The sequence below is a fragment of the Archangium sp. genome, assembly GCF_045802675.1.
Taxonomy (GTDB): domain Bacteria; phylum Myxococcota; class Myxococcia; order Myxococcales; family Myxococcaceae; genus Archangium.
In genome coordinates this window covers 1-12050 of the sequence record NZ_JBJMQO010000014.1, presented here as the reverse complement: position 1 = coordinate 12050, position 12050 = coordinate 1, and the positions used below count along the sequence as shown (strand labels likewise).

The following is a 12050-nucleotide window of genomic DNA, read 5'->3' as shown; positions in this document are numbered from 1 at the left end:
GGTGCCGGAGGGGCAGGGGGCTTGCCGCCGCCATTGTGGGGAGGCTGGGACATCGCGCTGGTCTATCTCCGCCGGGTGGTGGCGACGGCGGGCAGGTCCCCATCATGACCCGCGAGGTGGATGTTCTTGTTGTTCTGCATGGAGCGCTGGATGTCCGCCTCCGACATGCCCGAGGACATGGTCAGCGTGGTGGACGTCTTCTGCCCCGTCTCCTGGTCCGTCGCCGACACGTTCACCAGGCCGTCGGTGTTGATCTCGAACGTCACGTCGATCTTCACCTCGCCGCGGTAGCCGATGCGGAAGCCCGAGAACTCGAACTCGCCCAGCATCTCGCACTCGTCGGCGCGGTTGGACTCACCCTGGTAGACGCGGATCTTCACCTTCTCCTGGCCGTCGCGGCTGGTGGTGAACGTCTTCGAGCGGTCGATGGGGACCGGGGTGTTCTTGTCGATGATCTTCTCGGTGTAGCCGCCCACCGTGCCGATGCGCAGCGTCAGCGGCGTCACGTCCACCAGGAAGGTCTCGGTGGCCGCGTCCAGCAGCGCGTTGGCCTGCAGCGCCGCGCCCATGGCCACCACCTGATCCGGATTGATGCCCTCCTTGGGCTCCTTCTGGAAGTAGTGGCGCACCGAGTTGCGGATGATGGGCAGGCGCGTGGGGCCACCGACCAGGATGACCGCGTCGATGTCCGCCGCCGTCATGCGCGCGGACTGCAGCGCCTCGTCGCACACCTTGAAGGTGCGCTGCACCAGGTCCATCACCATCCGGTTGAACTGGTCCTGGGTGAGCCGGCCCGAGAGATCCAACACGTTGCCGTTGGCGTCCTGGCAGATGCCCTGGCAGAGCACGTCCGCCACGCCCTTGCCGCCCACGTCGATCTTCGCCCGCTCGGCCGCGTCCTTGAGCATCTGCAGGCAGAACTTGTTCTGGCGCAAGTCCAGCCGCGTGCGCTTGAGGAAGTCGTCCGCCAGCCACGTCATGATGCGGTCGTCGAAGTCGTCGCCGCCCAGGTACGTGTCACCGGCGGTGGAGAGCACCTCGAAGACGTCCTTGCCGATCTCCAGGATGGAGACGTCGAAGGTGCCGCCGCCCAGGTCGTACACCACCACGCGCTGGTTGACGTCCCGGCCGAAGCCGTAGGCGAGCGCCGCCGCCGTGGGCTCGTTGAGGATGCGCAGCACCTCGAGCCCCGCGATGCGGCCCGCATCCTTGGTGGCCTGGCGCTGGTTGTCGTTGAAGTAGGCCGGCACGGTGATGGCCGCCTTCGTCACCTCGCGGCCCAGGTACGTCTCCGCGACGGCCTTCATCTCCTTGAGCACCAGCGCGCTGATTTCCGGCAGCGAGTACGTCTGCCCGCGCACGGCGATGCGCACCGAGTTGTTGTCACCCTCGACGATTTGATACGGCATCACCGCCTGGGCCTTCTTCACCTCGTCGGAGAAGAAGTAGCGCCCGATGAGCCGCTTGGCCGAGTACACCGTGGACTCGGCGTTGGTGATGATGTTGCGCTTGGCCGCGTTGCCCACCAGCACCGAGCCGTCCTCGAGGAAGGACACGCACGAGGCATGGGTCGTCTCACCCCACTCGTTGGGGATGACGAACGGCTGACCGTCCTGCACCACGGATACACACGAGGTGGAGGTGCCCAGGTCGATGCCGATCGCGATGTCGTCCGACATTACGTCTCCGGTGTAGCCAGGGAGGACCGTTGGAAATCCGACCCTCGGGAAAGCGCGGGGATGTTAGGCACCTCGCATTGGGGCTGTCAAACGTTCCGTGTGGGTAAACCCCAATCCTTTCAAGGGGTTGGCGGGGCCGCGCGGGAGCCGGAAGCCGGGTTGAGGGGGAGGGGGGGCGGCATTATCTATTGATTGAATCCATTGGTTGAACAAGGGGGTTTACCGCATGTCCGTGGCGCTGGCCGTCCTGACGTCCGATCCGAACCTGGTGCGGTGCGAGCTGCATCGGCTGGAGGGGCAGGTGTCCCTCCAGGGAGAGGAGGGGCGCTCCAACGCCGTCGGCATCGGTGCCTATGCCCAGGACGACGTCCTGTTGCGTCGCTTCCCCCGGGACGCCGACCTGACCCTGGAATCGCTCGCTCCGCCGCACGAGACGGAGGCGCTGCTCTTCCACGGCCGGCGCCTGCCCGTGGGGCTGTCGCTGGAGGAGAACACGCAGCCGTTCCGCTCGCGCCGCTGGCTGTTCGCACACCAGGGGAGCCTGCAGGACTTCGCCCACCTGCGCGGCACGCTGCTCGACGAGGTGCCGGACTTCCTCAAGCGGCAGATCCGCGGGGAGACGGACAGCGAGGTGGCCTTCGCGCTCTTCCTCAAGCGGCTGTGGGAGTCGGGGCACGCGGATGACCCGAGGCTGGAGGCGGAGGTCGCCGGCCGGCTGCTGGCGGACACGGCGCGCTACCTGTCGAAGGCCTCGGCCCAGGCGGGCGCCGCGCGGACCTCCACGGTGAACCTGCTCGCCACCAACGGCTACATGCTGGTGGCCACGCGCCTGGGCGGCCAGCCGCTGCACTACACGCGCCTCGAGGGCACGGACCGCTGCGAGGTGTGCGGCCTCACTCCGTCCTCGCCCGAGTCGCAGCCGGGTGTGGTGGCGCACCGGCGCCGGCGCTCGGTGGTGGTGGCCACGCACGTGAAGCGCCCGGCGGGCTGGGTGGAGCTGGCCGAGGGCACCACGCTCGCGGTGGCGTCCGACCTGACGGTGCGGCACCTGACGCCGTAGCCGGGCCCGCGCCTCAGACGCCGAAGAAGGACGCCTCGAGGAAGCGCACGAAGAGGTTGGAGGCGGCGTGGAAGAGGGAGGAGCCCACCACGCTGCCCGTGCGCTCGCGCATCCAGCCGAAGAGCAGGGCGGGGAAGAAGACGGACAAGCGCCACACCTGGAAGATGGCCAGGTGGCCGAGCGCGAAGAGCAGCGCCGTCAGCCAGAAGGCGGGCCCCAGCCGCACCCCGAGCAAGCGCCTGCCGTGGGGCCAGGCATCGCGCAGGCGGGCCTGCATGTAGCCCCGGTAGAAGAACTCCTCGGGCAGGGCCACCACGAAGAGCTGATCCACCACCCACTCGCCGAAGCGGGGCGGCAGCCGCGGGGTGAAGTGCGCGGGGCCCCGGAAGGGCGCCAGCAGGCGCGCGAGCTCCGGAGGCAGGTGTTGCAGCACCTGCGTCCACAGGGCGAAGGCCCCGAAGAAGAGGGGGAACACCACCGCGCTCACGAGGAGGAAGAGGCGCACGTCCTCGCGCCAGGTGCGCGGGGAGAGGCCATAGTCGTGGTAGTCCTCCCCGCGCCAGCGCATGGGGATGAGCGGCAGGTAGAGGAAGCCCACCGTGGCCACCAGCTTGGGCACGCCGGAGCCTCCGAAGAGGAGGAAGGCGATGATGATGCCCAGGAAGCCCAGCCCCCACAGGCCGAGCACCTCCTGCACGGCGCTCGGGCGCCAGGGCGCGGCCGCGGTGGTGCTCACGGCTCGGCCACCCTCGTGGCGAGCTGCTGCCGGACGACGTCCAGGGGCAAGGCGCGGCAGCCGCGGCCCTTGCGCTGCACGGACACCGCCACCAGCCGGCCATTGGTGTCGAAGAGGGGACTGCCCGGAGGCAGCGCCAGATCCACGTCGAAGAAGGGCGCGGGCGCCTTGCGCGCGAGGCCCGCCTTGGGCGTGTCGTTCGAGCGCCGGTTCCGCGCGGGGACGACGCCGATGAGCCATTGCCCCACGGGACTGTCGGTGGCCGTCCGCACGGGGACGGCGGGGTAGTCACCGGCGGGCGCGGCGACGACGGCCACCTTCAGGTACGCGTTGGCGAGCACCACCTTGGCCGGCAGCGCTTGCCCCGCGAACTCCACCTGCGCGGTGTCCAGACTGACGTTGCTCACGGAGGTGAGCACCTGGCCTTCGGTGCCCACGATGACCCCCACGCCCGCCTTGCGATTGCCGCGCACCTTCACCACGGAGCGCTCGTGCAGGGCCAGCGCCTTCTGAAGATCGGCCATGGTGGGGCGATCCTCGGCGAGGGCGTGGGTGGCGAACAGGAAGAGGACGAGCGGGAGCAGTCGGCGCGTCAAGACGCCGCGAGCCTAGCACCGGGGAGGGCCCGCGTCAGGCGGAGCGCATTTCGCGCAGGGTGGAGATGAACTGCTCGGTGGGGAGGGTGTTGAGGAGGTCCCCCTTCCGGGCCCAGCCCCGGCGCGCGGTGGCCACGGCGAAGGCCAGGTTGCTCAGGTCCGAGGCCCGGTGCGCATCGCAGCTCGCCACCAGCTTCACCCCGCGTTGCAGCGCCATCCGCACGTGCTCCGTCTTCAGGTCCAGGCGCTCCGGCTTGCCGTTGACCTCCACCACCACGCCCTTCTCCGCGGCCTTGTCGAGCACCGCCTCCATGCGGACGGGGTAGGGCTCCCGGCTCTGGAGGAGGCGCCCGGTGGGGTGCCCGAGGATGTTCAGGAACGGGTTGTCGAAGGCCTTGAGCAACCGCTGCGTCATCTGCTCCTCGTCCATGCTGTGACGCACGTGGATGGAGCCGATGACCACCTCGAGCTTCTCGAGGACGCTGTCCGAATAGTCGAGCGCGCCGCTCTCCAGGATGTCCACTTCGATTCCCTTGAGCAGCCGCACGCCCTTGACGGTGTCGTTGATGCGGTCGATCTCGTCCCACTGCCGGCGCAGGTCCTCCTCCTTGAGGCCCCCGGCGTAGATGGCCGCCTGGCTGTGCTCGGTGACGGTGAGGAACTTCAACCCGAGCGCCTGGGCCGCGCGCGCCATCTCCTCCAGTGAGTTCCTCCCGTCCGACCAGGTGCTGTGCGCGTGCACGGCTCCCTGGAGGTCCTCCATCGTCACGAGATCCTCGGGCAACCGGCCCGCGAGCGCGGCTTCGATTTCGCCGGTGTCCTGGCGCAGCTCGGGCGGGATGTACTGCATGCCGAGCAGCCGGTAGAGCGCGGCCTCGTCGGGCACGTGCAGCTTGGTGCCGTCGTCGCGATGGACGCCCCACTCGGAGATTTTGAGCCCCTTGTCGTGCGCGAGCCCGCGCAGCCGCACGTGGTGGGCCTTCGAGCCGGTGAAGTGGTGCAGCGCGGTGGCGAAGTCCTCGTCCGGCAGGACGCGCACGTCCACCTGGAGGTCCTTCTCGTGCAGCCGCACCGAGCACTTGGTCTCGCCCCGGCCGATGATGTGGGCCACCTCGGGCGAGCGGAGGAAGGCATCGAACACCGCGCCGGCATCCGCCGCCGAGGCGATGATGTCCACGTCTCCGATGGTCTCCGCGCGCCGGCGCAGGCTGCCTCCGACACTGGCGCGGATGACGCCGGGAGCGCTCTTGATGGACTCGAGCAGCCGGTCGGCCACGGGCATCGCGTCCCCGAGCAGCCGCCGGGGCGTACGGGTGCGCCGGTACAGCTCGACGCCCGCGAGAATCTTGGCCTCGCTCTTCTCACCGAAACCGGGGAGCGTGCGCACGCGGCCCTCGCGGCAGGCCTTCTCCAGTGCGTCCACCCCGTCCACCCCGAGCTGCCGGGCGATGGCGAGCGCCTTCTTCGGGCCCAGGTCGGGCACCTGGACGAGCTCCAGGACGCCCGGGGGGAATTCGGCGCGCAGCGAGTCGAAGTAGGCGAGCTTGCCGGTGGTGAGCAGCTCGGAGACCTTGTCGGCGATCGCCTGGCCGATTCCCGGCAGCTCCTTCAGGCGGCCTTCGCGGACGAGGACACCGAGATCCTCGGAGAGGCCGGCGATGCGGTCGGCGGCGGTGTCGTACGCGCGGCTGCGGAAGGGGTTCTCCCCCTTCATCTGGAGCAGGAGCGAGATGTCCCGGAGGACCTGGACCACGGCGGCTTTATCGGGAGGCGTCACGGGGGGAAGGTAATGCCCATGGAATGGGCGTGCAGGCGAGCGGAAACGCGAGGTTCACATGGGAGACTTCCCCGGGCCCACCCCTGTCGGGATACAAGGGCCCCGGAGTTGATTCCCAAGAGCCACGAGAGACGGAGTCGATGAAGATCAAGCTCGGACCGGCGGACTTCGCCGAAAAGGAGATGCGGGGCTACGAGGTGGGCAAGCGCAGCCTGTGCGTTGCGAAGATCAACGGGCGCTACAAGGGGCTCGATGACTGGTGCAACCACGCGGGGTGCCTGCTGTCCGGAGGCCGGCTGGAAGGGAATCTGGTCGTCTGCCCGTGCCACGAGGTCGGCTTCGACATGGACTCGGGGAAGAACGAGACCTCGCCGGGCGTGTGCGATGACCAGCCCACGGTGCCGGTCGCGGTCGAGCACGGGGAGCTCGTCGTCGAGCTGTCCGACAAGGACGTGTAGGGAGGAGCCGTATGGCACACGAGGGACACGAGCACGACCATGACCCCAAGCAGGGTCACGGGCACCACCACGACCACGGTCATGACCACGGGCACGAGCATGGCCATGACCACTCGCACGACCATGACCACGGGCACGAGCACGGCCACCATGACCATGACCATGGGCACGAGCACGGGCCGGGGCTGGTGGCGGAGCACAAGGCGCATGCGCCGGTGCACGTGAGCGCGTTCGTGGTGACGTGCTCGGACAGCCGGGACGAGTCGAAGGACGAGAGCGGGCGGGTGCTACGCGAGCTGCTGGAGGCCGAGGGGCACTCTGTGAGTGGCTACCGCGTCATCAAGGACGAGCCCGAGGCCATTCGCGCGATGCTGAAGGAGGCGCAGGAGTCAGGCGCCCGGGCGGTGATCTTCAACGGCGGGACGGGCATCGGCCGCCGGGACAGCACGGTGGAGACGCTGCAGGGACTCTTCGAGAAGACGCTGCCGGGCTTCGGCGAGCTGTTCCGGATGCTGTCCTACAAGGAGATCGGCAGCGCGGCGATGATGTCCCGGGCGACGGCGGGCACGTACCAGGGGATGATCCTCTTCTCGCTGCCGGGCTCGCCGAAGGCGGTGAAGCTGGCGCTCCAGAAGCTCATCCTGCCCGAGCTGGGACACGCGGTGCGCGAGCTGACACGCTGAGAGGATTCTCCTCTCCCTCTTCTCCTGGAGGGGGAGAGGGGCCCCTCATCCCGCGCGCTGCATCCGGGAGACGCTCGCGTCCTCGGGGTTCTCGCTTATGGCCTCGCGGACGATGCGCTGGCCGACGAGCTCGAGCAGCTCGGGAATCTGCCGGACCGCGGCGCGGTCGTTGTCCCGGTAGCGCTCCTCGTGATCGCCCCACGGGATGATGCAGGGGTGGGTTCTCGCCACATCGTCGCGCGTGTCGCCCCGCCGCCACCCCTCGAGCAGATGCCGCGCGCACCAGCGGTCGTGCTCCATGCGCGCGAGCAGCTCCACTTCCTCGGCCGTGAAGGCGAACGCTCCCGGTGCCGTATCCGGCGGCGAGGCGGGCTCGAGCCGGCATCCGATGGCGCGCAGCTTCACGCGGATGTGGTCCGCCTGCTGCCGGTTCGACTCGCGGAAGAACTCGTCGAGCTCGGACCACTCCTTCAGCGCCGGGCGCGAGCCCAGGGTCTCTCCTTCCGCCAGCTTGCGCTTGAGGTAGTGCTCATGCGTCCTTCGCGCGAGACGATCCAGCTCCTCGCCGAGCACGCTCTCGCCGGTGCACAGCCGGTCGAGCATCCCGAAGACGCTGATCTGCCCGGTCCAGTGGCCCTCGCCCGTGCCGTGCACCAGAGCCGACATGCCCACCTCCTGGGACATGCGGACCCGCACCGGCACCTGGCGCCCGCGCAACCGCTCGACCAGGGTCAGGCCACAGGCGATGCCGCGGCGATCGTCATCCAGGCACACCGCGATGTTGAGGAGCCGGCTGGAGTCACGGCCCCACTCCTCGATGCGCTCGAGCACCTCGGCGTATTCCACGTCCCCCTCGAGGACATCGAGGTGCGCCACGGAGGTGAATCCCGGGCACCTTCCGAGGAAACGCTGCCTGCGCTCCTCGGCTTTCCGGTCCACGATGGTGACGTGCAGCCGGCTGCCGTTGGCCACGTGCACCAGACGGGCGGCCTGCAGCGCGATGCTCTCGCCCATCTGCCCGAACCCCACCACGCACAGGTGTACGAAGCGCGGGTCGCCGGGGCCGAGCCGCTCCCGGTCCAGCGGGTGGTCCCTCAGCAGCACGCGGGCCGCGGCCTCGTGGATGTTGAAGGGCATGGCTTCCACCGGCTCCTTGCCGCCGGTCAACACCTTCGCGCCGCGCAGCAGCCCGCACAGCCGCAGGTCGCTCACGTGGGAGAGCACGCGTAGGGGCCTGGTACGTCCGGGAGCCCCCTCGCGCACGAGCCGGCGCGCGGCGAGGGCCGTTTCGATGTTGGCTCCATCGTCGCCCGTGACCGCCAGCAGCAGCGAGGCCTGGGCCACGCGGGCCTGGCGGAGGATGGCCTCGTCGGCCGCCGCGTTGAGCATCACGACGGCGCCCGCCTCGCGAGCCGCGAGCAGGTAATCGTTCTCCTCGTCCTTCTCGATGACGACCACCCGCTCCCCCCGGGAGAGGAAGTCATGGGCGAGCCGGTGCCCCTTGCGTCCCAGGCCGCACACCACCACGTGGCCGGAGAGCCGGCGCAACCGGAGCCGTTCGATCTCTCCCGCGAAGAGCACGGAACCGGCGCGGAGCACCGCGTAGAAGGACACGGCCGCGGCGGACCAGCGGGCCAGCTCGAGCGTCCAGGTCGTCTTGTCCGGCACCACCTGGAGTTGCAGCACGAAGAGCTGCGCCGATTGGTAGAGCAGGTCCGACAGATCGAAGGGGACGCCGTCGGGGTAGCCTTGCAGCCCCACGACACCGAGCCCCAGCGTGAAGAGAACCCAGAGGGTGACGGCTCGTGGCTCGTTGTCGCGGATGTAGGCGAGGAATCGGCGCATGGGCCGCGCAGTCTACCGTGTCCTGATGGCGGGTCATGGGGGGCTGAGCGACACTCGCGCCGTCCATCCCTCTTCACCAGGAGTCCTCGCATGCGCACCGCCACCCGCCGTTTCCTGCTCTGGGTCTGCCTGTTGCCGCTGGCCGCCTGCACCGGCACTCGCTCCGCGGGCCCACGGGCCGAGGCCGAAGCTCCGCCGAGCGCGTCGACCGTCGTGCTGCTGGTCCGGCACGCGGAGAAGGCCTCGGAGGGGGGAAATGACCCGGCCCTCACTCCCGCCGGACAGCAGCGCGCGCAAGCCCTGCTCGACGTGGCCGGGAGCGCGGGCGTGAGCGCCATCTACACCACGCAGTACCGCCGGACGCATGACACGGCCCAACCGCTCGCGGACAAGCTGGGCGTGGCGTTGACGGAGCGTGCGATCTCCGCGGGTGCACAGGCACACGCCACGGAGCTGGCGCGGGAGATCCTCACGCAGCACCGCGGAGAGACCGTCCTGGTGGTGGAGCACAGCAACACGCTCCCGTCCATCCTCGCGGAGCTGGCCAGGGTCCAGCTCCCGCAGCTCGGTGACAACGAGTACGACCGCCTCTTCGTGGTGGTGGTGCCGCCGTCGGGTCCGGCCCGGCTCATCCAGTCGCGCTACGGCGCGCCCTCCGCCCCGTGAGGGGGTTCTCGTGGGCCGGGTTACTCCAGGAGTCCTGTCGTCCGGAGCCGGGGTGGAGGATGAAGTCCGTGGCGAAGCGGGTTGCTCCAGGCTACGGAGTCCCTGAACCATGCCCCGGAGACCTCGAGAACATACGGGCCTGAGCCCGCGAGACGCCGAGCGCCTGCGCCCCTGTCTGGACGCCTTCCTGGCGTCGACGGACAGCCGGGGGCGCATCGCGTTCGATCCCCTGGAGTTCCCGCACCGCTACCGGGACCCGCGCGACATCGAGGTGAGCGCGCTGCTCGCGGCGGCACTCGCCTACGGGCGCGCGGACCTCTTCCGGCCCAAGGTGGACGCGCTGCTCCGGCGCATGGGCCCGTCTCCGGCGGGCTTCGTGCGCGCGCTGGACGTGGCCGGGGCGCGCGAGCTGCTCCACGGCTTCGTCTACCGCTTCAACGTGGGCACGGACGTGGCGGTGCTGCTGCTGGGCATGGGCCGCGCGCTGCGCGAGCTCGGGAGCCTGGAGGCGCTCTTCATCCAGGGACTCGAGGCCCGGGGCTCCTGGCACGGGGCGCTGGACGCCTTCACCACGGCCCTGCGCGACGTGCCCATGGAGGAGCTGCGCGAGGCGCTCGGGCCCGAGCGCGGCCTGCATCACCTGTTGCCCTCGCCCCTCGGGGCCGGCGCGGCCAAGCGGCTCAACCTCTTCCTGCGCTGGATGGTGCGCGGGCCGGATGGCGTGGACCTCGGCATCTGGAAGCGCGTGCGTCCCTCGGCGCTGCTGATTCCGCTGGATACGCACATCGGCCGCATCTCCAAGCACCTGGGCCTCACGCGCCGCAATGACCTCTCCTGGCGCACCGCCGAGGAGGTGACGGCCTCGCTGCGCACGCTCGATGCCGAGGACCCGGTGCGCTTCGATTTCGCGCTGTGTCACTACGGCATGAGCGGGGTGTGTCCCACGAAGCCCGTTCCCGAGAATTGCGCGCGGTGCAAATTACTTCCCGCCTGCTCGGTGGGACAGAAGACGGTGAAGACGCGCGCCGGTACGGCGGGGCGGGGGAGGTCTACCCGCTGAGTGGTTGACGGGTGGGCCGTGAGCGGGGATACACGCGCCATGACGTTGGCCTCGGTCGTCGGACAGCCTCGCGCCATCGATGCGCTCCAGGCGGCTTTGCGCGGTGGCTCGGTCCATCATGCCTATCTCTTCGCCGGCCCCGAGGGCGTGGGCAAGGAGCGGGCCGCCGTGGGGCTCGCCCAGGCGCTCACCTGCCCGGAAAAGCCCAACGAGGGCTGCGGCACCTGCTCGGGCTGCACCCGCATCTCCAAGGGCGCCCATCCGGACGTCACCTGGCTCATGCCGGACGCCGAGCGCGTGGAGCGTGGGCTCGCGGGGCGCTCGGACTTCACCGGCACGCCCAGCCGCGAAATCCGCGTGGAGCAGATCCGCGGGCTGCTGGAGCGCATCGCCCTGCGCGGGCTCGAGTCCAAGCGCAAGGTGGTCCTCGTGGTGGATGCGCACCTGATGAATCAGCAGGCGCAGAACGCGTTCCTCAAGACGCTCGAGGAGCCGCCCTCGGACACCACGCTCATCCTGCTCGCGTCGGCGCCGGACAAGCTGCTGCCCACCATCCGCAGCCGGTGCAGCAAGGTGTACTTCGGCCCGCTCTCCATGGAGCTCGTCGCCGAGCGCCTCCAGAAGGAGCGCAAGCTGGACGCGCAGACGGCGGAGCTCGCGGCGGTGATGGCGGGCGGGAGCCTGGGGCGGGCCATGGCGTTGGACCTCGACGCGCTCGCGGCGCGCAAGGAGGTCATCACCGGCTTCGAGGCGCTCAAGCCCGGGGCGGTGGGCGCGCTGCTGCGCTGGGCCGAGACGTTCGGCGCCTCGCGCGAGCTGGCGGAGCAGGCGCTCTCCATCCTCTCGCTGTGGACGCGGGACGTGTCGCTGGCGAAGGTGGGCGTGGAGCAACTGGCCAACCGCGACATGGTGCAGCTCGCGCACGAGGTGGCCGGGCGCACGCACGAGACGATGCTGCACCGCCGGCATGCGCTGCTGGAGAAGACGAGGGCGACCATCGCGGAGCGCAACGCGTCGCCGAGGCTGCAGCTGGAGCGGATGCTCATCGAGCTGCTGGAGGGGCGATGAGCGCGGACATCGAGGATGTGCTGGACGAGGTGAAGGCCGGCAAGGTGCACCCGCTCTATCTGCTGTGGGGCGAGGAGTACCTGGTGCGCCGGGGCGCGGACGAGCTGGTGAAGGCACTGCTGCCGGACGCGTCGGCGGGGTTGAACTTCGCGGTGCTCGATGCGGGCTCTCCGCGCGAGGTGGCCTCGGAGCTGGCCACGTTGCCGCTGTTCCCCGGGCGCAAGGTGGTGCTGGTGAGGGACCCCGAGTTCCTCGCGCCGAAGAAGGGCCGCGGGGACGCGCTGGGCAAGGCGCGCGAGGCGTGGAAGGCGGGCAAGCGCAAGGAGGGCGCGCGGCGCTTGCTGGCGCTGGCGGCGCGGGCGGGGTGGGGCGTGGATCAGCTCGACCCGATCTTGGGATGTGCGTCGTGTTTGGAATTATTG

General features: G+C 69.9%; 11 protein-coding genes and 1 pseudogene. 7 read left to right on the top strand and 5 right to left on the bottom strand.

Annotation, left to right across the window (positions count from 1 at the left end; genetic code table 11):
- Positions 1-62: 62 nt before the first annotated feature.
- A complete protein-coding gene (gene dnaK / locus ACJ8AN_RS02920; protein WP_407753658.1) occupies positions 63-1679 on the bottom strand; it encodes a molecular chaperone DnaK in 1617 nt (538 codons plus the stop codon).
- Positions 1680-1905: 226 nt separating this feature from the next.
- On the opposite strand from dnaK, the gene ACJ8AN_RS02915 reads away from it, so the two are divergent.
- The gene (locus ACJ8AN_RS02915; RefSeq protein WP_407753657.1) at positions 1906-2739 is read left to right on the top strand and encodes a class II glutamine amidotransferase; all 834 of its coding nucleotides are present in this window, start codon (positions 1906-1908) and stop codon (positions 2737-2739) included.
- A 13-nt stretch (positions 2740-2752) separates the two neighbouring features.
- Here the strand turns inward: ACJ8AN_RS02915 and mrtX are convergent, their stop codons facing one another.
- From mrtX to polX, 3 genes are read right to left on the bottom strand one after another with little or no spacing between them, the layout of a single operon-like run.
- On the bottom strand, positions 2753-3475 hold the full coding sequence (gene mrtX, locus ACJ8AN_RS02910) for a myxosortase MrtX (RefSeq protein WP_407753656.1): 723 nt from the start codon (positions 3473-3475) through the stop codon (positions 2753-2755).
- A complete protein-coding gene (locus ACJ8AN_RS02905) occupies positions 3472-4071 on the bottom strand; it encodes a trypsin-like peptidase domain-containing protein (protein ID WP_407753655.1) in 600 nt (199 codons plus the stop codon). Before ACJ8AN_RS02905 ends, mrtX begins: the two co-directional genes overlap by 4 nt.
- A gap of 34 nt (positions 4072-4105) precedes the next feature.
- A complete protein-coding gene (polX, locus tag ACJ8AN_RS02900; RefSeq protein ID WP_407753654.1) occupies positions 4106-5848 on the bottom strand; it encodes a DNA polymerase/3'-5' exonuclease PolX in 1743 nt (580 codons plus the stop codon).
- A gap of 140 nt (positions 5849-5988) precedes the next feature.
- On the opposite strand from polX, the gene ACJ8AN_RS02895 reads away from it, so the two are divergent.
- The gene (locus ACJ8AN_RS02895) at positions 5989-6306 is read left to right on the top strand and encodes a Rieske (2Fe-2S) protein (RefSeq protein ID WP_407753653.1); all 318 of its coding nucleotides are present in this window, start codon (positions 5989-5991) and stop codon (positions 6304-6306) included.
- Positions 6307-6521: 215 nt separating this feature from the next.
- Complete coding sequence (locus tag ACJ8AN_RS02890) at positions 6522-6989, top strand: molybdenum cofactor biosynthesis protein B (RefSeq protein ID WP_407753703.1); 468 nt, start codon at positions 6522-6524, stop codon at positions 6987-6989.
- A 45-nt stretch (positions 6990-7034) separates the two neighbouring features.
- Here ACJ8AN_RS02890 and ACJ8AN_RS02885 read toward each other — a convergent pair whose 3' ends face one another.
- Positions 7035-8834 (bottom strand): NAD-binding protein, encoded by a 1800-nt coding sequence (locus ACJ8AN_RS02885; RefSeq protein WP_407753652.1) that lies wholly within the window; start codon positions 8832-8834, stop codon positions 7035-7037.
- A 90-nt stretch (positions 8835-8924) separates the two neighbouring features.
- Between ACJ8AN_RS02885 and ACJ8AN_RS02880 the strand changes: the two genes are divergently transcribed.
- The 4 genes and pseudogenes from ACJ8AN_RS02880 to ACJ8AN_RS02865 form a co-directional block, all read left to right on the top strand.
- Entirely contained in the window at positions 8925-9500 is a 576-nt protein-coding gene (locus tag ACJ8AN_RS02880) for a phosphoglycerate mutase family protein (protein WP_407753651.1), read from the top strand.
- Between the two features lie 109 nt (positions 9501-9609).
- Complete coding sequence (locus tag ACJ8AN_RS02875; protein WP_407753650.1) at positions 9610-10560, top strand: TIGR02757 family protein; 951 nt, start codon at positions 9610-9612, stop codon at positions 10558-10560.
- Between the two features lie 39 nt (positions 10561-10599).
- Positions 10600-11628, top strand: a complete 1029-nt coding sequence (gene holB, locus ACJ8AN_RS02870) for a DNA polymerase III subunit delta' (RefSeq protein WP_407753649.1) — start codon at positions 10600-10602, stop codon at positions 11626-11628.
- Positions 11625-12050, top strand: a pseudogene (locus ACJ8AN_RS02865) (DNA polymerase III subunit delta); the annotation flags it as partial. The gene holB and the pseudogene ACJ8AN_RS02865, both read left to right, overlap by 4 nt.